Source organism: Kitasatospora sp. NBC_00315 (genome assembly GCF_041435095.1).
Taxonomy (GTDB): Bacteria; Actinomycetota; Actinomycetes; order Streptomycetales; family Streptomycetaceae; genus Kitasatospora.
Genome location: NZ_CP108025.1, coordinates 1,469,489 through 1,491,375 on the forward strand (window position 1 = coordinate 1,469,489; position 21,887 = coordinate 1,491,375).

At 72.1% G+C, this 21,887-nt stretch carries 20 protein-coding genes; 10 read left to right on the forward strand and 10 right to left on the reverse strand.

Annotated features, from left to right (window positions below; genetic code table 11):
• Positions 1–17: 17 nt before the first annotated feature.
• On the forward strand, positions 18–497 hold the full coding sequence (locus tag OG823_RS06125; protein ID WP_371478150.1) for a DUF5994 family protein: 480 nt from the start codon (positions 18–20) through the stop codon (positions 495–497).
• Between the two features lie 54 nt (positions 498–551).
• Here the strand turns inward: OG823_RS06125 and OG823_RS06130 are convergent, their stop codons facing one another.
• Positions 552–800 carry a hypothetical protein gene (locus tag OG823_RS06130; RefSeq protein WP_371478151.1) on the reverse strand — a complete coding sequence of 83 codons (249 nt, stop codon included), beginning with the start codon at positions 798–800 and terminating at the stop codon, positions 552–554.
• A gap of 296 nt (positions 801–1,096) precedes the next feature.
• Between OG823_RS06130 and OG823_RS06135 the strand changes: the two genes are divergently transcribed.
• Together OG823_RS06135 and OG823_RS06140 are read left to right on the forward strand one after the other, a co-directional pair.
• On the forward strand, positions 1,097–1,459 hold the full coding sequence (locus OG823_RS06135; protein ID WP_371478153.1) for a hypothetical protein: 363 nt from the start codon (positions 1,097–1,099) through the stop codon (positions 1,457–1,459).
• Between the two features lie 351 nt (positions 1,460–1,810).
• Entirely contained in the window at positions 1,811–2,344 is a 534-nt protein-coding gene (locus tag OG823_RS06140; protein ID WP_371478154.1) for a GNAT family N-acetyltransferase, read from the forward strand.
• Positions 2,345–2,767: 423 nt separating this feature from the next.
• On the opposite strand, the gene OG823_RS06145 is transcribed toward OG823_RS06140, so the two are convergent.
• Positions 2,768–3,328: a TetR/AcrR family transcriptional regulator gene (locus OG823_RS06145; protein WP_371478155.1), complete on the reverse strand. Its 561-nt coding sequence runs from the start codon at positions 3,326–3,328 to the stop codon at positions 2,768–2,770.
• A 113-nt stretch (positions 3,329–3,441) separates the two neighbouring features.
• On the opposite strand from OG823_RS06145, the gene OG823_RS06150 reads away from it, so the two are divergent.
• Both OG823_RS06150 and OG823_RS06155 read left to right on the forward strand, forming a co-directional pair.
• Positions 3,442–4,128 carry an SDR family oxidoreductase gene (locus OG823_RS06150; RefSeq protein ID WP_371478157.1) on the forward strand — a complete coding sequence of 229 codons (687 nt, stop codon included), beginning with the start codon at positions 3,442–3,444 and terminating at the stop codon, positions 4,126–4,128.
• 440 nt (positions 4,129–4,568) lie between these two features.
• Positions 4,569–5,573, forward strand: coding sequence for an NADP-dependent oxidoreductase (locus OG823_RS06155; protein WP_371478159.1), 1,005 nt, complete (start codon positions 4,569–4,571; stop codon positions 5,571–5,573).
• Positions 5,574–5,858: 285 nt separating this feature from the next.
• Here the strand turns inward: OG823_RS06155 and OG823_RS06160 are convergent, their stop codons facing one another.
• Both OG823_RS06160 and OG823_RS06165 read right to left on the reverse strand, forming a co-directional pair.
• Positions 5,859–6,413, reverse strand: a complete 555-nt coding sequence (locus tag OG823_RS06160; RefSeq protein ID WP_371478160.1) for a hypothetical protein — start codon at positions 6,411–6,413, stop codon at positions 5,859–5,861.
• A gap of 200 nt (positions 6,414–6,613) precedes the next feature.
• Positions 6,614–7,393, reverse strand: a complete 780-nt coding sequence (locus OG823_RS06165; protein WP_371478162.1) for a VOC family protein — start codon at positions 7,391–7,393, stop codon at positions 6,614–6,616.
• Between the two features lie 419 nt (positions 7,394–7,812).
• On the opposite strand from OG823_RS06165, the gene OG823_RS06170 reads away from it, so the two are divergent.
• Entirely contained in the window at positions 7,813–9,231 is a 1,419-nt protein-coding gene (locus OG823_RS06170; RefSeq protein WP_371478163.1) for a multicopper oxidase domain-containing protein, read from the forward strand.
• A 138-nt stretch (positions 9,232–9,369) separates the two neighbouring features.
• Here OG823_RS06170 and OG823_RS06175 read toward each other — a convergent pair whose 3' ends face one another.
• The 5 genes from OG823_RS06175 to OG823_RS06195 form a co-directional block, all read right to left on the reverse strand.
• Positions 9,370–10,776, reverse strand: a complete 1,407-nt coding sequence (locus OG823_RS06175; protein WP_371484328.1) for a cellulose binding domain-containing protein — start codon at positions 10,774–10,776, stop codon at positions 9,370–9,372.
• Positions 10,777–10,885: 109 nt separating this feature from the next.
• The gene (locus OG823_RS06180) at positions 10,886–12,412 is read right to left on the reverse strand and encodes a beta-N-acetylhexosaminidase (protein WP_371478164.1); all 1,527 of its coding nucleotides are present in this window, start codon (positions 12,410–12,412) and stop codon (positions 10,886–10,888) included.
• Between the two features lie 33 nt (positions 12,413–12,445).
• The gene (locus tag OG823_RS06185) at positions 12,446–13,288 is read right to left on the reverse strand and encodes a carbohydrate ABC transporter permease (protein ID WP_371478166.1); all 843 of its coding nucleotides are present in this window, start codon (positions 13,286–13,288) and stop codon (positions 12,446–12,448) included.
• Positions 13,285–14,256 carry a carbohydrate ABC transporter permease gene (locus OG823_RS06190; protein WP_371478168.1) on the reverse strand — a complete coding sequence of 324 codons (972 nt, stop codon included), beginning with the start codon at positions 14,254–14,256 and terminating at the stop codon, positions 13,285–13,287. Before OG823_RS06190 ends, OG823_RS06185 begins: the two co-directional genes overlap by 4 nt.
• Before the next feature lie 75 nt (positions 14,257–14,331).
• Positions 14,332–15,627, reverse strand: coding sequence for an extracellular solute-binding protein (locus OG823_RS06195; RefSeq protein WP_371478169.1), 1,296 nt, complete (start codon positions 15,625–15,627; stop codon positions 14,332–14,334).
• A gap of 312 nt (positions 15,628–15,939) precedes the next feature.
• Between OG823_RS06195 and OG823_RS06200 the strand changes: the two genes are divergently transcribed.
• From OG823_RS06200 to OG823_RS06215, 4 genes are all read left to right on the forward strand, one after another.
• Positions 15,940–16,797 carry a GntR family transcriptional regulator gene (locus tag OG823_RS06200; RefSeq protein ID WP_371478170.1) on the forward strand — a complete coding sequence of 286 codons (858 nt, stop codon included), beginning with the start codon at positions 15,940–15,942 and terminating at the stop codon, positions 16,795–16,797.
• 398 nt (positions 16,798–17,195) lie between these two features.
• On the forward strand, positions 17,196–18,614 hold the full coding sequence (locus OG823_RS06205; protein ID WP_371478171.1) for an aldehyde dehydrogenase family protein: 1,419 nt from the start codon (positions 17,196–17,198) through the stop codon (positions 18,612–18,614).
• 46 nt (positions 18,615–18,660) lie between these two features.
• On the forward strand, positions 18,661–19,743 hold the full coding sequence (locus tag OG823_RS06210) for a Zn-dependent alcohol dehydrogenase (protein WP_371478173.1): 1,083 nt from the start codon (positions 18,661–18,663) through the stop codon (positions 19,741–19,743).
• 204 nt (positions 19,744–19,947) lie between these two features.
• Positions 19,948–20,193, forward strand: a complete 246-nt coding sequence (locus OG823_RS06215) for a hypothetical protein (RefSeq protein WP_371478175.1) — start codon at positions 19,948–19,950, stop codon at positions 20,191–20,193.
• Positions 20,194–20,383: 190 nt separating this feature from the next.
• On the opposite strand, the gene OG823_RS06220 is transcribed toward OG823_RS06215, so the two are convergent.
• Positions 20,384–21,868, reverse strand: coding sequence for a glycine hydroxymethyltransferase (locus OG823_RS06220; RefSeq protein WP_371478176.1), 1,485 nt, complete (start codon positions 21,866–21,868; stop codon positions 20,384–20,386).
• Between the last annotated feature and the right edge of the window lie 19 nt (positions 21,869–21,887).

Consider the following 21,887-nt stretch of genomic DNA (forward strand, 5'->3'; position numbering starts at 1 on the left):
CGGGGTAGGTGTTCGACATGACCGCGACCTTCGATCCCGCCATCGGCCGGCCGTCGGGGCCGGAACCGCCGGTCCGGCTCTCGCTGACGCCCGAGGGGGCCACCCCCGGCCGGCTGGACGGGGCCTGGTGGCCCCGCTCGCACGACCTCCTTCGTGAACTTCCCCCGCTGGCGGCGGCGCTGGACCCCGGGTGGGGGCGGATCACCCGGGTCACCGTGAATCCGGCGCACTGGCCGGTCATCCCCCAGCGGGTCCCGGTCGCAGGCCACGTCATCCACGTCGGATGGTTCGAGCAGGAGCAGGACGCGGACGAGGTGATGGTGTGCTCCTTCGTCCCTCTGCGCCTGGAGCTCCTGGTGATTCCCCCCGACGCCGAGGCCTCCGCCGTCGAGTGGCTGATGACAACGGCGTCCGACCCGGCCAACACGCGCACCGGCACCGACCTCCTGACGGCGGCAGGTGTCGCGACAGCGGACTGGCCGCAGGCAGGCGGATGACGCCACCGGTGACGGGGCGGGCCGAGGCCGCCCTACCGGCTGTGACCGGGCCGACTACTCACGTGACCACTCGCTCTCGGCCTGGGGCTCGCCGACCGAGTGCCCCTCCCAGAGGCGGACCTTGATCGCTCGAGGGCCGGGAGCGGGCCGGGCGAGCGTGCGCACGAACACGTCCCGCAGGTGGCTCGCCGCCTGCTGGGGCGGTCCGTCGTATTCCAGGGGGTTCGGCATGGGCGCGCCGTCCTGCCGGGACCACTGGCCGGCGTCGTCCTGGGCTTCGAGGTCCCACCGGTAGTTCCGCATCCCGGCCTCCTGTGATGACGATCAGCCGCCAGATCACGACCGTACGGGCCCGGCGGGCCGACGGCCACCGGTGGGCAGTTGCCAGGCCGTCCGAAGTGCGGAGCAGCGGCGGCGGATGCCCCGCAGCGGGCACCCGGTCCGATCGGCCCACCGAGTCGACGCGAAGGTGGGCACGGCCGCGGGCATGGTGGTGTTCAGGTCGGGAAGGAGATGGTTGGTGGGTCTAGGACCCCACCGTCGAGTGACGACGCATGGGCGGCAACCGGCGTGATGCCGGACGGCGGTGCGGAGGAGCGATGGCGCGGCTCGTGGTGGAGGGCGATGACCTCATCGTCGACCTGTCGTGGTGGGAGAAGGCCGCAGCGCGTCGCCGTGAGGTCCGCGTGCCCGTGTCCGCAATCCATCAGGTGAGCGTCGAGCCCGACTGGTGGCGTGCTCTGCGCGGCGTGCGGGGACGAGGTACCTGGATTCCCGGCGTCCTGTCCTACGGCATCCGTCCACATGCCCGGGAGAAGGACTTTGCGGCTGTCCGGGTCCGGGCCCGGCAACCCGTCGTCTGCGTCGACCTGTGGGGAGCCTCGCCGTACGCCCGCCTGGCTGTCACCGACCCGGACCCCGACGACACGGTACGAGCCATCCGCACCGCCACCGGCGTCTGACCGCCTCTCGAGTCGCGCCCCCGATGAGTCGGCAGCGGCTGTCAGAGGTGGAAGGCGTGCTCGCGGTCGCCGATGCCGGCGGCGCCGAGGTTGAACTCGCCGATCTGACCGGTGCCGCGTGTGCCAACCTCCTGAGAGCGAAGCGCGCCCGTCTCCCTCGGGAAGCCCCTGACCACGACCCGTTGCGCGTGGCCGGTCGACGGCCGGCTGACCGGTGAGGGCCGATGCCGGTCGCAACCGGATCCCGGGTGACCGGCCCGCCGCCGGGTGGCTCTCGTCCACGATCCAGTCGTGCAGCCGCCGGGAGGCGGGAGCATCATGGGCACCAGGAAGACTGAGGAGGTCCGGGCGATGAACATCTCGTTGGTCACCGATCGGCTCGTCATTCGGGACTGGTCCGTCGACGATGCCGAGGACGCCCTGGCGATCTACGGTTCGCCGGATGTCGCGCGGTGGCTCACTCCGGCGATGGAACGCGTCGGCGACGTGGCAGCGATGCGCTCGGTGTTGCAAGCCTGGCAGGAGGCGCAGTCGAATCTGCCGGCACCTCGGGGACGGTGGGCCATCCAGCGCAGGGACGACAACGCGGTCGTCGGTGGCCTCGGCATCAGGCTGCTGCCGCCGTACGAGGATGACCTGGAGATGGGCTGGCAGCTGGCCCCCGGGGCGTGGGGGCAGGGCTATGCCACCGAGGGCGGCCGCGCACTCATCGCCTGGGCGTTCACCCAGGACGCCGAAGAACTCTTCGCGGTCGCGCGGCCGAAAAACGTCCGCGCCATCACCATGGCGCGGCGGCTCGGCATGGAGTGGGTCGGCGAGACCACCAAGTACTACGGACTCAGCCTGCAGGTCTACCGCATCCGCCCCGGCGACCTGAAGACCTGACCGGCACCCCGCCGGGACCCCGCCGGGACCCGCCAACAGCAACACCGGAAGACCCGGCTGTAGAGATAGATGGCGTCCGGTCGAAAGATCCACACGTGCGCGCCGCCGCCTGAGAAGGCGCAGTTTGCGAGCCCGATCGAGGAGTGGTCCGGCGGCGTGCAGGGGATCCGCCGGCGGACCTGCCATCGGCGGCCATGGGCTGCCGGTGGGCGGGGCCGTCCGGCGGGCCCGGAGTCGGAGTGGCCGTGTTCGCCTAAGCCGACGCCCCGCTGCGGGCGAGGAACGTGTACGAGGGTGCGGGCCTGCTCGAACAGGTCGCGGCGGCCGCTTCACCGGAGGGATCGTCGCACCGGCCGGCCGGCGCTCCTGCCCCGGCGCCGGCGGTGCATTCCCGAGGTACGCCGACAGGTTGCGCGCCTCGGATCAGCCGGTTGCCGTCAGTGCCGCGCGTGCGGTGGCGAGGATCTCCTCGGAGAGCGGGGAGCCCTTGGTGGCCCGGGCCAGGACGAGTGCGCCGAGCATGGTGCACAGCCGGATGATGCCCTCCTCGTCCTCGGTGGCGAGCCACTCGGCGAAGTCGCCCACTCCCTCGGTGTAGACGCGGCGGGCCTCGCGAGCTCCTGGTTCGCGCGCCATGTCGGTGGCGAGCGCAGCGACGGGGCACCCGTCTGCCGCACTGTCGCGATGCCCGGTGGAGAGGTAGGTGTCGATCAGCGCCCGCTGGGCACTGTCGCGCTGCCCGGCGTGCTGTGCGAGTCCGTCCCGGTGGAGCCGGGCGAGTTCGTCGAACGCGTACGCGGTGGCTTCGTCGATGAGCGCCTCCTTGGAGGCGAACTGCTTGTAGAAGCCGCCGTGGGTCAGGCCGGCCTCCTTCATGAGGTCGGCGACGCTGACGTGGGTGCCCTGCTCCCGGAACATCCGGGAGGCGGTCTCCACGACCCGCCGCCGGTTCTCCTCCGCCTGTGCCTGCGATACGCGGCCCATCAGCCACCTCCCGATTGGATGTCGATTGCAATCTATCCTAGACCAGGGTTAGATTGTGGTCATCATCTAATTTCGCGGGTCGCCGGACGGCGCCCGCAGCACCGGGAGAAGACATGGAACTGAAGAACGCGGTCGCGGTGGTCACCGGCGCCAACCGGGGGCTCGGACGGCATCTGGCCACCCGGCTCGTGGCGAGCGGCGCGAAGGTGTACGCGGCGGTCCGCCGCCCCGAGACGGTGGACCTGCCGGGCGTGGTACCGCTGCGGCTGGACGTGACGGACGAGGAGTCGGTCAGGGCCGCGGCACAGCTCGCATCCGACGCGACGCTGCTGGTGAACAACGCCGGGATCTCCACCGGCACCCCGCTGATCGGCGGCAGCCTCGACGCGGTGCGCCTGGAGATGGACACGAACTTCTTCGGTCCGCTCGCCGTGACCCGGGCCTTCGCCCCGGTCATCGAGGGCAACGGCGGCGGTACGGTCCTCAACGTCCTGTCCGTGCTGTCCTGGCTGCACCCGGCCGGGCTCGGCTCCTACGCGGCGTCCAAGGCTGCGGCGTGGGCGCAGACCAATGCCGTCCGCGAGGAACTGGCACCCCGCGGCATCACCGTCTCAGGACTCTACGTCGGCTACATGGACACCGACATGGCCGCCGGCGTTCCCGCCGATCAGAAGGCCGACCCCGCCGATGTCGCCGCACAGGCCCTGTACGCCATCGAGAAGGGGCTGCCCGAGATACTCGCCGACGAGACCACCCGGTACGTCAGGCAGAACCTGGCCGCCGCGCCGAGCGCGGTGTGAGGCGCACAGCACCGCCGTACCTATCGATCTTGAGTAAGGACAGCTGATGCGTTCCACGACCTTCGGACACCGCACCGGGCTGCGCGTGACGTCCAACTGACCCCCAAGCAGTTCGCCCGCCTGTCGGAGGTGAGCGCAGTGTCGCTCGGCGTTCCTCACGAGGCGATCGCCGGTTCCCTGGGCGGCATCCAGGGAGGCGACTCCAGCCGAGTCATCACCCCGGTCGCCCCGGTGGCCTGACGCCCGAGACCCGTGGGCCGGTTCCCGGTGGCGGCGCCGCTCATGGGGCCCGCCACAGCGCCGCACCGGTGACGACCGGCCGCCGCATCGGCGCGGGGCTCCCGAGGAACCGAAGCTGATGCCGCAAAGCGGCTCGTACTGAGAGAAGCCCAGGACGAGCGGAGACCCGCTCCCTTCGCGGACGAGAAACGGAGAAGACGATGAAGGCCTTCATGATCGAGAAGTACGGCGACAAGGCCGGCGTGCACGCCGCCGAGATGCCCGACCCGCAGGTGGGTGCCGACGACGTCCTGGTCCGGATCCACGCGGCCGGCGTCAACCCGTTGGACCTCAAGCTCCGCGACGGGGCCTTCAAGGCGTTCCTGCCGTACCGTCTGCCGCTCGTCCTGGGCAACGACTTCGCCGGCGTGGTGGTCCGGGTGGGATCGGCCGTCACGCGGTTCGCGGTGGGCGACGAGGTCTACGCCCGCCCCGGCAAGGACCGGATCGGCACCTTCGCCGAACTCATCGCCGTCCACCGGGACGACGTGGCGATCAAGCCCGCCACGCTCACCATGGAGGAGGCCGCGTCCCTCCCCCTGGTCGCGCTGACCGCGTGGCAGGCGCTGGTCGAGCGCGCGCAGGTGCGGCCGGGCCAGAAGGTCCTCATCCACGCCGGCGCCGGCGGCCTCGGGTCCATCGCCGTCCAGCTGGCGAAGGCGCTGGGCGCGCAGGTGGCCGCCACCGCGAGCACCGCCAAGATCGACCTGGTCAGGGAACTGGGCGCGGACATCGTCGTCGACTACAGGCAGCAGGACTTCGAGACGGTCCTCGACGGCTACGACGTCGTCCTCGACAGCCTCGGCGGCGAGAACCTCGCCAAGTCCCTGCGGGTCCTCAAACCCGGCGGGAAAGCCATCAGCGTCGCGGGCCCGCCCGACGCGGCCTTCGCCCGCGAGCTGGGCCTCAACGCGATCCTCCGACTGGTGATGAGCGCGCTGAGCTTCAGGACCCGGCGCCGTGCCAAGCGCCGCGACGTGACGTACTCCTTCCTGTTCATGAAGGCCGGCGGCAACCAGCTGCGCGAACTCACGGCGCTCATCGACGCCGGGAAGATCCGTCCCGTCGTCGACCGGGTCTTTCCGTTCGATCAGACCCGAGAGGCCATGGACTACGTCGAGAAGGGCCGAGCGAAGGCCGGCAAGGTCGTCGTCGCGATGACGTGAGGACGGGAACGAGTCCAGGGTGCCGGTCACCTCGGACAACCAGAAGATCCCGCACACTCCGCTCCCCCCGCAGAGACCGGCTTCACCTCGACCCGCACCTTCTTTTTCACCGGGCCGCAGGTGCCCCGCGGCCCCAGGGGTTGGCGGGCGGGCTTCTCCCCTCGATGACCTGCCTCCCCGAGACGGAGCCCCCACCCTCTCGTTCGCCACGGCGGGCCGGATCGCTCCCCGCCGCCCGACCGAAGTACCCGGCACCGCCCCCACCCCGCCTCGGCCTGCCGAACGTCACGCGTAGGCGTACGAGCTCGACGAGTATTCGGAGTACTCCCCACCGCCGTCGGGAAGCAACTGCACGTCACTGTCGCAGCGCGCACACCTGACAGGTCGCCCGCCGTCCGCACCCCGGATGGTGATCCATGCGCCACCGGTACCAGCCAGGATGTTCCTCAGCTTCTCCCTGTCGTGATGCCCGTCGTCCACCGCGGTCTTCACGAAATCCAGGAACGTGGTCACCCGGTCGCAGTGACCGCACTGGTGGTCGATGACCTTGAGCGGCCCCACGATGCTCCCGGACGATGTGGCGAGGTATTCCGCCAGTTCCTCGACTTCGGCATCGCTCATCCGGCGGAGCGTCGGCGAGGTGTCCAGCGGAAGGCGCTCCAGGACATCGCTCGCCACCTCGTAGGTACGGGTGTGCGGCGGTCTTCTCCGTACGAGCTCCATCACATCGTCGTAGCCGAGCTTCACCGCGCACTCCTTCGTCGCTCCGATTTTTTCGCCTTCTGGGACGTCCGAGTCGTAGCGGACGAAGTCCTCCTCGCCGTGCGCGATGTCCTGCACGGCCGCACGACGTATCACCGGTCGGGCACGCCATCGGCGCCTGCGGTAGCCGGCGCGGAAGGTGCGGGTCGAGGCATCGACCCGCACCTTCCGCGTTCCCGGCGTTCCTCCGCCCGCTGCCCCGTCCGGCCCGGACCCGACCGGGCGCCGGACACAGACCGGGCGCAGAAAACGAGCGTCGGCCGCCCCCGCCCCCGGTACTACATCGGCACCGGCCTGATCACCGCGAAGGCCGCGCCCTGCGGGTCCGCGACGACCGCCATCCGGCCGGCCGGCATGTCGAAGGGCGGGACGAAGACGTTTCCGCCCCGCTTGACCAGGGCGTCGACCGTGCTGTCGGGGTCGTCCACCGCGAAGTAGGTCAGCCAGTGCGGGGGCGTGCCGGGCGGGTCGTGGGAGAGCTTCGTCGCGCCGCCGACCGCCTTGCCGCCCACGTTGACCGCGTAGTACTCCTCCATGCCCTCCATCAGGGCGATCTCGATACCGAAGACGGCCCGGTAGAAGGCGGTGACCGCGTCGACGTCGCCCGTGTGGAGCTCGTTCCAGACCAGCGCTCCGGCCTCGTTGACCACCTGGGCACCGATGAAGTCCACCGGCTGCCAGACGCCGAAGACCGCGCCGCTCGGGTCGGCGGCGACCAGCATCCGACCGGTGGTGCCGACGTCCATCACCGGCACCATCACGGTGCCGCCGGCCTCGGTGATGGCGCGCTGGGTGGCGTCCGCGTCGTCGGTCGAGAGGTAGGTGGTCCAGACGGTCGGCGGCGTGGGCTGACCTTCGGGCGCCATCGCCGGGCCGATTCCCGCCACCGGCTTGTCGTTCAGCGCGCACACCGCGTACCCGCCGAACTCGGCCGGCCCGACCTCGCCCTGCCAGCCGAGGACGTCGCGGTAGAAGTCCAGAGCGGCCTGCTGGTCCTTGGCCATCAGGTCGACCCAACACGGGGTGCCGGGCGTGTACGGAGTGGTAACTTCAGGCATCTCGTCTCCCTGGTGGTGCCCCCGACGCCCACCTTCCCCGCTCGGGCCGGGAGCTGCCACCGGAGTGCCGCCCACCGGAGCGCCATCGGTGTTCGCGGCCCGGCACGGCCGCTCCGGACGGACCCCGACACCGGTACCGGACCGACCTGTACCGGCCCGACCCGCCCCGACCCGTACCGACCCGTACCGGCCCGGCCGAGCCCGGCGCGATCAGATCATCGGCCGACCGGCCCGCCGGGTCACCGACGGGGACGGGCCCACGGGCGGAGCAATCCGGCTCGGCCGACCGGGCGACCCTGCGACGGCGGCTACGGGGATCGGCCGCCCGGCTGTGCCTAGTCTCCGGGGGCAGGGCGTGCCGGTCGCGGGGCCGGCGCCCGGGACGGCCCGGTCGGAGCCCTGCCCGTCGAGAGGACCCCATGCCAGAGCAGATCCGCGACAACGGGCGCCGGAACATGATTCGCGGGCTGGTCGGCGGCGGCGCCGTCGCCGCACTGGCCGGCCCGGCGGTGCTGCGACCCGCCGTCGCCCGGGCGGACGCCCCGGCCGCGCCCGGGGGCGACCCGTTCGCGCTCCCGGCGTTCGTCCCCAGTGGCCGGGTCAGGGAGTTCTGGATCCAGGCGGACTCCTTCGAGCACAACGCGGTGCCCAACGGCATGGACGCCATGATGGGCCGGCCCTACACGACGGAGCAGACCACCTTCTGGGCGGTGGGCTTCCGCGCCTACACCGCCGACTGGGCGAGCCCGCTGGACGGCGACTTCGGCCCCGAGGGGATCGGGGCCAACTCCGGCATCCCCGGACCGGTGCTGCGAGCCGAGGTGGGGGACGTCGTGCGGGTGCACTTCCGCAACAACGACGACCACTACAGGTGGCCGCACAGCATGCACCCGCACGGTGTGGTCTACACCCCGGACAACGACGGCGGCTGGCTCTCGGACGACGCGCAGCGGATGGGCAGCGCCGTGGCGTACGGGGAGAGCTACACCTACACCTGGCTCTGCCACCCGAGTTCGGCCGGGACCTGGCCCTACCACGACCACTCCGTGCCGCAGACGCCCGGCGTCGCCGGCGCCTCGACGGGATCGGGAAGCGCCGACGCCGCCGTACGGCACGGACGCGGCGGCCAACCGGCCGAGCAGCGCCGGGACAACGGCCCGGACCACGGCGGAGGCCACGACGACGGCGGCGCGGACGGCGGGAGCAACGGCGGCGGTCACGACGGCGGCGGCGGGAGCAACGGCGGCGGGGACGGCGGGAGCAACGACACGGACCACGCCGGCGGCGGGCAGAACAACCCCGGCTCCCCCGCCGCCCCCGGCGACTCCGGTGCCCCCGCCGCCCCCGGCGACTCCGGTGCCCCCGCCGGCCAGGGCGACAGCAGCCACGACACCATGGTGATGGAGATCGGCGCCGAGCTCGGCCTGTTCGGCATCCTGGTCGTGACGGACCATCAGACACCGTCGGTCGACCACGAGTTCGTTCTCTTCCTGCACGACCTGAGCAAGCGCAGCGCCCGCTCGCTCGCACTTCCGCTCAACATGTTCAACGGCGGCGCCTTCGTCGACAACACGCCGACGTACACGGCCAAGGTCGGCGACCGGGTGCGGTGGCGGATCGCCGCGCTGGGCGAGGAGTTCCACGTCTTCCACATCCACGGGCACCGCTGGCGCAGCAGGCAGGGCTACCAGGGCTGGGTGGACTCGCAGATCGTCGGGCCGTCCACCACCCTGACCATCGAGTACACCGAGGACAACCCCGGCGACTGGATCTACCACTGCCACGTCACCCACCACATGTCCGGCGGCATGGTGGGCCGCTACCGCGTGACCGCGTGACCTCCTGAGCCCGCACCCGCCTACCCTTGGCCCCCGCACCCCCATACCCCCGTACCCCTGCACCCGGGCCCCGAAGAGCCCGAACCGCCCCCGGCCCGTTCGCGAACACGGGCCGGGGGCGGCTGTCACGGCGTCGGATCAGCTGCCGGGCACCGTGTCCGTGAACGTGGTGCCGGCCGTGCGGTACCCGGAGACCTTGCCTGCCACCTGGCTCGGGCTGAGCACCTGGTCCTTGACGAAGTAGACGTAGTCCACCTGCTCGTCGTACGACCGTGCGGTGTTGCCGGTCTGGCCCGCGAGGTCGATCAGCCAGTGGTTGAAGTCGATCCACTGCGGCGTCTCGGGCAGGTACGGCTCGCCGTGGGTGGCCACGACCTGGCCGTCGATGTAGTAGGTGATGTTGCTGCTGTCGATGGTGATCTGCAGGTCGTGCCAGCCGTCCAGGCTGCCGTACTGCTGGCCGTGGGCGTTGACCGCGTTCCACGGGTCCGGGTTGTACGTCTCCCAGGACGTCTCGTACATGATGTTCTGCGTCTCGCCCCAACCGCCGTTGGGCAGGTACTCGAAGTCCTGCTCGCTGTAGTTCGGGTCCATCGGCTGGTTGAGCGGGGTGAAGGTGAAGAAGGTCTGGTTGACGTGGTCGCCGTCCGGGCCGCCGGTCGGGGTGTCGTCGAACTTCACCCGCGCCGCGTAGGTGCCGTTCTTGAACTTGCGCGCGGCGGTCTGGAGTTCGGTCTCCTTGGTGCCGGACGCCGTGCCGTCGGTGGTCAGCCTCATGTTCATGATGCTGTTGCCGCCGGAGGACTGGAAGGTGATGTCCTGCGGGGACCAGGTCGCCCCGGCCACGCCGGGGCCGCCCTGGCCGGACTTGACCGTCCAGCCGTGCTGCTGGACGGCGGCGTCGGCGCTGGTGGCGTAGTTGAAGTCGTCGAAGAGCGCGGGGGCGTTGGGATCGGTGGGCGGGTTGGTGGGAGGGGTGGTCGGCGGAGTGGTGGGCGGGGTGGTCGGGTCGTTGCCGGCCGGGGCGGTGCCCCAGACGACGGCCCCGCCGCGCTGCAGGGTGACCTTGGGGGCGTTGGCGTAGGAGGTCTGCGCGCCGTTGAAGGAGTAGTCGTCGGACTGCGTCAGGGTCTGCCAGTCCGAGCGGTAGAAGCGCAGCTGCATGTCGCCGGTGTTCTGCCCGGGGGCGAGCGATCCGGCGCCGGCCGTGAAGCCGATCTCCAGGTAGCGGTCGGCGGTGGCCGTGGGGTTGGCCAGGGTGCCGAACGTACCGGTGATGTTGGCGCAGCCCTTGACCGCCCAGGAGCAGGCGAAGCGGTAGGTCGTGCTCGGGCCGTCGGCCTTGAAGTAGTACCGCAACGTCACACCGCTGAGTGGCACGGTGGTGGTGCCGGTGTTGGTGATCTCCAGCCACGGTTCGGACTGGTCGGCGGTGGCACCGCCGGCGCTGGTCCGGTACTGCGCGGTGAGCGAGTCGCTCGCGGCCGAGGCCGGGACGGCGACGAGCGCCGCGCAGGCGAGGCCGGCGGCCGTGCAGACGGCCATCGCCGTCCGGACCCGGGCGGGTATGCGGAGTCCTGCAGACACGGTGATCCCTTTCAGAGTGGGGGCTGTGCGGGATTACTGCGGGGTGCGCGATGGTGCGCGGTGGTGCCTACTGCGGGGTGGTGCGGTTGATCCCCAGCGCGTCCAGGCGGGGGCCGTGGTCGCGAAGGGCGGGCAGGAAGTCGGTGGTCCAGTCGCTGGACGGGTTCCACGCGCGGTCGGCCAGCGCGCAGAGCCGGGGGTAGGCCAGGTAGTCCGACTGGGCGGGGGTGGTGATGAACTCGCTCCACAGCTGCGCCTGGGTGCCGAGCACCCGGGCGGCCTCGGCGGGCTCCCAGTGCTCGGGGGCGGGCTCGTTGTCGTGCACGGCGCGCAGGTCGACGACCTCGCCGGCCTGGCCGAGCGGTTCCTCCGGCCCGGCGGACTGCGGGTAGTCCAGGTAGGTGGAGCGGTGCGGCGCCATCACCACGTCGTGGCCGCGGCGGGCGGCGGCCAGGCCGTGGTCGCCGTCACGCCAGGGCATCACCGTGAACTCGGCCGGGAGCGAGGACATGCTGTCCTCGGCCCAGCAGAGCGGCCGGCGGCCGGCGTCCACCAGGAAGGACCCGATCCGCCCCAGGAACCAGCCGTGCAGCTCCTTCGGCGCGGCCAGCCCCAGCTCCTCGGCCCGGCGACGGGCGGCCGGGCTCTCCTCCCACTCCCGGGTCGGGCACTCGTCGCCGCCGATGTGGACGTAGCGGGACGGGAAGACGTCGAGCACCTCGCCGAGGACGGTGCGGCAGAACTCCAGCACCTCCTCGTGCACGCCGAGGATGTTCTCGCACACTCCCCAGTCCGTCCAGACGTCGAGCGTGCGGCCGGGCACGTTGCCCAGGTGCGGGTAGGCGGCGAGGGCGGCCCTGGTGTGGCCCGGCATCTCGATCTCCGGCACGACGGTCACCCCCCGGGCGGCCGCGTAGTCCACCAGGATGCGCAGCTCGGCGACGGTGTACGAGCCGCCGTGCGGCCGGTCGTCGTAGCGGGTGCTGCCGGCCTGCCCGAGCATGGAGCGGGCCCGGGTGGCGCCGATCTCGGTGAGCAGCGGATAGGCGTCGCTGGGCATCCGCCAGCCCTGGTCGTCGGTGAGGTGCAGGTGCAGGACGTTCAGCTTGTGGAAGGCCAGCAGGTCCACGGTGCGCAGCAGGAACGGCAGCGGCTGGAAGTGCCGGGCCACGTCGACCATCGCACCGCGCCAGCCGAAGCGTGGCACGTCGGTGGTCTCCAGGCAGGGGATCCGCCAGGCCACGGCGGGCTGCGGGCGGTCGGCGAGTGCCTCGGGCGGCAGCAGCTGGCGCAGGGTCTGGACGCCGTGCAGCAGTCCGGCGCTGTGGGCGGCGCGCAGCCGTACGGCCTCGGGGGTGACGATGAGGTGGTAGCCCTCGGCGCCGAGGGCGTGGTCCGCCGGGTCGAGGGTCATGGTGATGCCGGCGGTGGAGCCGGTGGCCGGTGCGAGCGGCAGTCCGGTGGCGGGCGACAGCAGGGTGCGCAGCAGCCGCGCCGCGTCCTGCGCACCCTCCGCCGCCAGGACGGTGGTGGTCGGACCGAGTGTGTAGGCCCCGGGGGCACGGACGAGCCGGCCGGGCTTCGGAATGATCACGGTGGGATGCTCCAGGGGGCGGTGGGGGCGGGGTCAGCCCTTGACGGCGCCGGCGGTCATGCCGGAGGTGACCTTGTTCTGCAGGACGAGGAACACCAGCAGGACCGGCAGCATGAACAGCGAGGAGGCGGCCATCGTGGCGCCCCAGTCGGTGCCGAAGACGTTGGCGAAGGAGGAGAGCCAGACCGGCAGGGTCCGGGCGTCCTGGTTCTTGATGATCAGGGTGTTGGCGAAGGCGAACTCGTTCCAGGCGGTGATGAAGCCGAAGAGCGAGGTGGACAGCAGTCCCGGGGCGAGCAGTGGCAGGGTGATCCGGCGGAACGCGCCGGCCCGGCTGCACCCGTCGACCTGGGCGGACTCCTCCAGTTCGACCGGGATCGCGGCGAGGAACCCGCGCAGCGTGACGATGGTGAACGGCAGGGTGGTCATGAAGTAGACCAGCGTCAGCATCGAGAGGCTGTCCAGCATGTCGGTGTCCCGGGCGATCACGTACATCGGGATCAGCAGCGCCTCCCAGGGCGCCATCTGGGCGATGAACACCATCAGGATGAACGCCCGCCGCCCGCGCCAGCGCATCCGGCCGACGGCGAACGCCGCGAGCAGGGCCACCAGCAGGGACATCAGCACGGCGCCGAGGGTGACCATCAGGCTGTTGCGCCAGAACGTGCCGAATCCGGCGGCGTGCACGGCGGTGCGGAAGTGGTCGAGGGTCGGGTGCAGCGGCAGGAAGGACGGGGTGTCGGCCTGGATGTCGGCGGTGGGCTTGAAGGCCGTGATCGCCATCCAGTACACCGGGAAGACCGAGACGGCGAGGACGGCCAGCGCGGCGGTGTTCAGCGGCACCCGGCGCAGGGTGCGGCTCAGTGGGTGCCTCACAGTTCCTCTCCTTCCTGACGGAACATCCGGCGCAGATTGAACACCAGCGCGCCGGTGAGGATCAGCACGGTGAGGGTCGAGACGGCCGAGCCCAGGTCGTACTTGTGCAGGGCCTGCGCGATCTGGAACGCGTAGACCGGGAGTGTCGTGGTGGCGTTGTCCGGGCCGCCCTGGCTGATCACCCAGATCTGGGCGAAGCACTTGAAGCACCAGATCACCTCCAGCGAGGTGACCAGGGCGAACAGCGGCCGCAGCACCGGGAAGGTGACCAGGCGGAAGGTCTGCCAGGCGCCGGCGCCGTCCAGGCGGGCCGCCTCGTACAGCTCGGCCGGCACGGTGGTGAGACCGCCGTAGAGGGTGAGCGCCGCGAACGGGACGGACTGCCAGACGACCAGTGCCACCAGGATGGCGAAGGTCGAGCCGCCGTGGGCGAACCAGGCGTAGTTCCGGAAGGAGTGGAACCCGAGCTGGTCCAGTGACCAGTTGACCACTCCGAAGCGGGACTGGAACAGCCACTGGAAGATCGTGGTGGCGGCGATCACCGGGGTGGCCCAGGTGAGCACCAGGCCGCTCATCACGGCCAGCCGCATCCACCGGCCGAGCTTGTCGAGCATGAGCGCGATCAGGGTGCCCAGGAGCAGGATGAGGCCGGTGTCGAGCGCGGTCCACCAGAGCGTACGGCGGACGACCGTCCAGAACTCCGGATCGCTCAGGATCGCGCCGTAGTTGGCGAATCCGATGAACTTGGCCCCGCCGTGGATGAGTTCGGCCATCCGGTAGTGCTGGAAGGACATCAGGATGTTGCGGGCCAGCGGGTAGAGCAGCAGGAACGCCGTGCCCGCCAGCGTCGGGGCGATCAGCAGGTACGGCCGGGCGGCGGCCACGACGCCGCGCCGGGCGGGGCGTCGTGCCGGCGGTGGCGGCGCCTTGGCGGTCGGCCTGGTCGCGGCCGGGGGTGCGGTGAGCACGGCGTGACTCCCGTCGGAGGTGCTGTTCTGGATCTCAGGGGTGTGGCCCGGGGCGGGCGGGGTGGCTTCGGGAGGTCAGGAGGTGCTGTTCAGCGCCTTGGTGATGGCCTCCGAGGCGGTCTTGCCGGCGACGGCGGGGTCGGCTCCGGTGAGGACCTGGGTCATGTACTGCTTGATCGGGTTGTTCGCCTCGACCGCTGCCCAGTTCGGGGAGTTGGGCGTGGCGTGGCCGTTGACCGCGCCGGCGGCCATCGCGGAGGCACCGGGGTCGCCGGAGAGGACGCCGGCCAGCGAGGTGCGGTTGGGGACGTAGCTCATCTCCTTGGCCATCGCGCTCTGCCAGGTGTCGCCGGCCAGCGCCTTGACCACCTCGTACGCGGCCGCCTGGTGCCGGGAGGACTCCGGGATCACCAGGTCCGAGCCGCCGGTGAAGACGGCGCCGGGCTTGTCGGCGCTCTTGCCGGGGATGGGGAAGAAGCCGAGCTTGTCCTTCAGCGCCGGGTTGGCCTTGAGGATCGCGGCGGCCCCGCCCGGGGTGGAGAGGACCTGCGCGCTCCTGCCCTTGGCGAACACCTCGGCCTGCAGGGGCTTGGCCTCGTCGGAGTCCTTCGGTCCGCTGCCGAGGGCCTGGAGCTGCTGGTAGAACGCCATGCCCGCCTTGGCCTGCGGGGTGTCGAGGGTGCCGGTCCACTTGCCGTCGGCGCCCTTGGCGGCGAGGTCGCCGCCCTCGTCCCAGACGAAGCCCGCCAGTGCGTACCAGGTCTGTCCGGAGAGGTAGATGCCGTCGTTGCCGCCGGTGTTGAGCTTGGTGGTGTCGGCGATCCACTCGTCCCGGGTCTTGGGCGGGGTGGTGATGCCGGCCTGGGCGAAGAGGTCCTTGTTGTAGATGACGACCCGGTTCGCGGCGTACCAGGGGATGCCGTACTGCTTGCCGTCGATCTTCCCCGGTTCGGCCAGGCCGGGGATCCAGTCCTTGCCCTGGAGGTCGTCGACCTTGTCGCTGAGGTCCTGGACGCCGCCGCTGGCCGCGTACTGCGCGACCTGCGTGTTGCCGACCTCGATGACGTCGGGGGCGTCCTTGCTGGCCAGTGCGCTGGTGATCTTCTGGCCGATGCCGTCCCACTCCTGGATCTGGACGTCCAGGGTGGTGCCCTGGTGGGCGCCCTCGTAGTCGGCCCTGAAGCGCTGGAGGAAGCTGTCGGAGACGCTGTCCCGCATGATCCAGACCGTCAGCTTGGACGGTGCTGCGGCGGTGTCGCCGGATCCGGCGGACGAGCCGCACGCGGTGAGGCCGCTGAGGGCCAGGGCGGCGACCGCGACGAGAGCGGCTGCGGAGCGGGGTCGCAGGCGGGAGGACACGGGGGGTCTCATGGAGGACGTCACCTCGAAGGGAGCGGGTGTGGAACTTACCAGTTGCCGACTGGAGCGGCACTGGTAAGAGAAGGTGGCATGGACCACTGGGCGCGTCAACCCCTGCGGTCGTACCGGATTCGCCGGAAACCTCGACGTAACCGGGCCGACTGGTCAGTACCCGGCGAGCGGGGAGAACGCCGATCTGGACCGGGGTCGGCCGGTCCGTGCCACCGGTAGCGCCCTTCCGTCGGATATCGGGCGTTGGCAAACTGGTCAACATCTGGCTAGTCTCAGCTGGTCATATCCAGCGTCAGGAAAGGAGACCCGACCATGGGCGCCGAGGACTCCGGTCCCGTTCTCAAGCGCACGCGAGTCCGTGACTACCTCAGAAATCTCGTCGAATCGCAGGCCGCCGGCGACCCGATCCCCTCCGAACGGACCCTGTGCGAACAGCTCGGAGTGTCCCGGCCGACGCTGCGCGCCGCCGTGGACGAACTGGTCACCACCGGGCTGATCGTGCGCGAGCACGGCCGGGGAATGTTCGTCGCACCCGCGAAGATCACCCAGGAACTGGCGATGGCCACGGAGGACAGCGCCTTCGTACTGCCGCGTGCCGCCGGCAGCTGGGCCAGCCGGGTGCTGGAGTTCTCCGTGATCCAGGCCGGCGCCCGGGTCGGACGCAAACTGCACATCTCCCCCGCCGCCGAAATCGTCTACATCGCCCGGCTGCGGCTGGTCGACGGCGAACCGATGGCGATCGAGCATCTGCACGTCCCGCTGGCCCTGGTTCCGGGGCTGACGCCGGCCGACATGGAATCCGGGGACTTCTACGAACTCCTGCGGGACGAGCACGGCATCCAGGTGCACCAGGCGGTCCAGTCCATCGAACCCACCGTCACCAGCGAGCGGGAGGCGCGGCTGCTGAGCGTCCCCGTCCTCTCCCCCGCGCTGCTCTTCGAGCGGCTGACCACCGACGGAACCGGCCGGCCTGTGGAGTACGTCCACTCGCTCTACCGCGGCGACCGCTACCGGATCGTCTCGCGGATCTCGCTGGCCGACCACGGCGCCCCCGCACCGGCGGCGGAGCAGGACGCCTCGCGTCACCACCCCGGTATCCCCCCGGGCGACCTGACCAGTGGTGCGGGCGGGCGGACGGTGACCGTCGGCGACATCCAGCCGACCGGCTGAGAGCCCGCTGGCCGGCCGCGGCCCGGTGGGGCCGGGCCGCGTAGGGCCACCGAGCGGGCGCCGGCCCGACGGTGGGGCCGGGCCCGGGTAGCGGCACCCGGGCCCGACCCCACCGGGCCGCGGCTCAATCGAAGCGGGGCCCGGGCGCCGCTCCCGCCCCTGTGCCGGGCACCCGTCCGAGCCCCGTCCGACACTCCGTCCGACCACCGCGAGGGCCCGGCCGGTCGGCCCCGGCGGATCACCCCGGCGGCCCGCCGCATGACCGTCGCCACAGTCCACACCCTTGCGCGGGTGGCGGCCCAAGGCGTTGACTAGCATCGCTAGTTAAGAGCGGCCGCTCCCCGACGGACGTCACAACGGTGCGGAGCCGGCCCGCCGGCCCAGGAGAGGACGACCCCGTGCAGCGGTACACGGACCAGTACATCGGCGGGGCCTGGCGCCCCTCCCTCGCGAGCGCGTCCGTGACGGTGGTGGACCCGGCCACCGAACTGGCCCTCGCCAGCGTCCCGGCCGGCGGGGCGCCGGACGTCGACGCGGCCGTCGGCGCCGCCCGGGCCGCCGCGCGCTCCTGGGCGGCGACCACCCGCGAACAGCGGCTGGTGCCGCTGACCCGGCTGCGCGACGGCCTCGCCGCCCGGCAGCAGGAGATCGCGGAAACGATCACGGCCGAACTCGGCTGCCCGATCGGCTTCGCCACCGCCGTCCAGGCCGCCGTACCGCTCGCCGTCGCCGACTCCTACCTGGGCATCCTGGCCGGGTACGCCTTCGAGGAGCGGGTCGGCAACTCCACCGTGCTGGCGGAGCCGGCCGGAGTGGTCGCCGCGATCACGCCCTGGAACTACCCGCTGCACCAGATCGTCGCCAAGGTCGTCCCGGCCCTCGCGGCGGGCTGCACCGTCGTCCTGAAACCGGCCGAGGACACCCCGCTGGTGGCCCGGCTGTTCGCCCGGATCGTGGACGAGGCGGGCTTCCCCGCCGGTGTGTTCAACCTGGTCACCGGCCTCGGCCCGGTCGCCGGCGCCGCCCTGGCCGAGCACCCGCAGGTCGATCTGGTCTCCTTCACCGGCTCGACCGCCGTCGGCCGGGAGATCGCCGCGGCGGCGGGGCGCGGCATCAAGCGGGTCGCCCTGGAACTCGGCGGGAAGTCCGCCAACGTCGTCCTGCCCGGTGCGGACCTCGCCCGCGCGGTGAACGTCAACGTCGGCAACGTCTTCAACAACTCCGGCCAGACCTGCAGTGCCTGGACCAGGCTGCTGGTGCACGAGGAGCAGTACGAGGAGGCGGTGGCCCTCGCCGCCGAGGCCGCCGGGAAGTACGTCCCCGGCGACCCGGCCTCGCCCCGGACCCGGATCGGTCCGGTGGTCAGCGCCCGCCAGCGCGAGCGGGTGCGCGGGTACATCACCGGCGCGCTCGCCGAGGGCGCCCGGCTGGTCGTCGGGGGCGCCGATGCTCCCGAGGGGCTGGACCAGGGCTTCTACGTCCGGCCGACCGTCCTCGCCGACGTCACGCCGGAGATGACCGTGGCCCAGGAGGAGGTCTTCGGCCCGGTGCTCTCGATCCTCCGCTACCGAGACGAGGAGCACGCGCTGGAGATCGCCAACGGCACCGCGTACGGTCTGGCCGGCGGCGTCTGGGCGGGCGACGACGCGAGCGCCGCGGCCTTCGCCCGGCGGATGGACACCGGCCAGGTCGACATCAACGGCGGCCGCTTCAACCCGCTGGCGCCGTTCGGCGGGTTCAAGGGTTCGGGGGTCGGCCGGGAGCTCGGGCGGCACGGCCTGGAAGAGTTCCTCCAGCCGAAGTCCCTGCAGTTCTGAGCCCGTCCGCCGCCCTGTCCTCCCCCGACGAAACCGAGGTACTCCCATGGTCCGCGCCGCCCTGCTCACCGCTGTCGGCAGCCCGCTGGAACTGGTCGAGATCGAGCTGCCCGCCCCCGGCCCCGGCCAGGTCAGGGTGAAGCTGGCCGCCGCCGGCGTCTGCCACTCCGACCTCTCGCTGGCCACCGGCGTGCTGCGCACCGCCACCCCCGTGGTGCTCGGCCACGAGGGAGCCGGCACCGTCACGGAGGTCGGCGAGGGCGTGCTCTCGTTCCGCCCCGGTGACAGCGTCGTGCTCAACTGGGCTCCCGCCTGCTGGTCCTGCCACCTCTGCACGCTCGGCGAACCGTGGCTCTGCGAGAACTCCGGGGCCGGGTCCACCTCGACGTACGCCGCGCTGGCCGACGGCACCGGCGTCCACCCGGGCCTGGGCGTGGCCGCCTTCGCCGAGGAGACGGTGGTCCCCGAGCGCGCCCTGATCCCGCTGCCGGACGGCGTACCGCTGGACGCGGCGGCCCTGCTCGGCTGCGCGGTGCTCACCGGCTACGGCGCGGTGCACCACTCGGCGCGGGTGCGGGCCGGCGAGTCGGTGGTGGTGTTCGGCCTCGGCGGGGTGGGCCTCGCGGTGCTCCAGGCCGCCCGGATCGCGGGGGCCGGCCGGATCATCGCGGTGGACGTCTCCGCGGAGAAGGAGGAGCTGGCCCGCCGGCACGGCGCGACCGGCTTCGTCCTCTCCGACGACGGCACGGCCAAGGCCGTCCGGCAGCTGACCGGCGGCCACGGCGCCGACCACGCCATCGAGTGCGTCGGCCGGGGCGCCACCATCCGTACCGCGTGGTCCTCCACCCGGCGCGGCGGGCGCACCACCGTGGTCGGCATCGGCCGCAAGGACGACCTGGTCTCCTTCTCCGCCCTGGAGGTCTTCCACTTCGCCCGCACGCTCAGCGCCTGCGTCTACGGCAACAGCGACCCGGCGGTGGACGTCCCCGTGCTGGCCGAGCACGTCCGGGCCGGGCGGCTGGACCTGGAGTCGCTGATCACGGACCGGATCACGCTGGACGAGATCCCCGCCGCCTTCGAGCGGATGGCGGCCGGCAAGGGCGGCCGCTCACTGATCGTCTTCCCCTGACCGCCGCCCGCCGACCCGCCACGCGGACCCACTGCGCCGCCCACCGCGGTGATCCGCCGCGCTGACCCATCGTGGTGATCCGCCGCGCCGTCCGGGTGACACTCCGGGCGGCGTGCGGCGGACGGGCCGGGCGCCGCTGCCAGCATGGCCGTGACCGGGAGCCGCGACCGGGCTCCGCCTCCCCGGGAGTGAGGAAGTGCCGCCATGCGACTGCCCGTACGACTGCCCGCCGCCCCGCGTGCACGGCTGCGCGGCCTGCTGACCGCCCTGGGGACGGCGGCCCTCGTCCTGGGGGCCACCGCCCCCGCCGCGCTCGCGGACCAGCCCGCCGAGGCCCCCGAACAGTCCACGCTGATCGGTTGGTTCGCCTACGGCCCGCTGCCGGACGCCGGCGCCCCGCTGGCGCTCGTGCCCGCCTACGGACGCCCCGAACCGCGACCGGCCCGCTGACGCCACACCACCGCGGCGCCGGGGAACCCGCCGAGGAACCCGCCGAGGAATGCGCCGGGACCGTGGCACGGCCGGGTGACGCGGCCGGAGGCGCAACCGCGGACGGGATCGCGGAGGGGATCGGCCGCGACCGGCCGGCCCGCCGCGGGCGGCCGGCGGAGTACCGGCCGGCCCGCGGCGCGAGGCCGCGTCAGGACAGGTCGACGCCCGGGTAGAGCGGGAACCCGGCCAGCAGGTCGGCCGAACGCTTGGCGACCTCCTCGCGCAGCGCCGGATCCAGCACGTACTGGGCCTTGGAGGAGGCTCCGGCGGCCGTGGTGGTGGGCGTGGTGCCGCGCAGCACGCTGTCGATCAGGCCGGCGATCTCGTCCATCTCCACGACGCCGAGGCCCCGGGTGGTCAGCGCGGGGGTGCCGAGCCGCACGCCGGAGGTGTACCAGGCGCCGTTCGGGTCCTGCGGGACGGAGTTGCGGTTGGTGACGATGCCGGCGTCGAGCAGCGCCGCCTCGGCCTGGCGGCCGGTCAGGCCGTGGCCCGAGACGTCCACGAGGACGAGGTGGTTGTCGGTGCCGCCCGTGACCAGCCTGCCGCCGCGCCGCAGCAGGCCCTCGGCGAGTGCGTCGGCGTTCTCGACGATCCGGCGGGCGTAGTCCCGGAACTCCGGCCGGCGGGCCTCGGCCAGGGCGACCGCCTTGGCGGCCATCACGTGCGAGAGCGGGCCGCCGAGCACCATCGGGCAGCCGCGGTCCACGTGCTCCGCCAGCTCCGAGGTGCAGAGCACCATGCCGCCGCGCGGGCCGCGCAGTGACTTGTGCGTGGTCGTGGTGACGATCTGGGCGTGCGGCACCGGGTCGAAGTCGCCGGTCAGGACCTTGCCGGCGACCAGGCCCGCGAAGTGCGCCATGTCGACCATCAGGGTCGCCCCGACCTCGTCGGCGATCTCGCGCATCAGGCGGAAGTTCACCAGCCGGGGGTAGGCGGAGTAGCCGGCCACCAGGATCAGCGGACGGAACTCACGGGCGGTCGCGCGCAGCGCGTCGTAGTCGATCAGGCCGGTGGCCGGATCCGTGCCGTAGCTGCGCTGCTCGAACATCTTGCCGGAGATGTTGGGGCGGAACCCGTGGGTGAGGTGGCCGCCGGTGTCGAGCGACATGCCCAGCATCCGCTGGTTGCCGAGCTCCCGTCGCAGTTCGGCCCAGTCCTGGTCGGTCAGGTCGTTGACGTGCCGCGCCTGCGCCCGGGCCAGTGCGGGGCTCTCGACCCGCTGGGAGAGCACCGCCCAGAAGGCGACCAGGTTGGCGTCGATGCCGGAGTGCGGCTGGACGTAGGCGTGCTCGGCGCCGAACAGCTCGCGGGCGTGCTCGGCGGCCAGCGCCTCCACGGTGTCGACGTTGCGGCAGCCGGCGTAGAAGCGACGGCCGACGGTGCCCTCGGCGTACTTGTCGCTGAACCAGTTGCCCATCGCGAGCAGGACCGCCGGGGAGGCGTAGTTCTCGCTGGCGATGAGCTTGAGGGACTCGCGCTGGTCCTCGATCTCGGCGCCGATGGCGTCCGCGACGCGCGGCTCGACCTGGCGGACGACGTCCAGCGCGTTGCGGAAGGCGGCGTTGGCGGCCGGCGACGCCTCGGTGTGCGGCGCGGCGGGCGTGGTGTTCTCGGAGGCCTGGGCAGGCAAGGGTGTCTCCTCGCTCGGT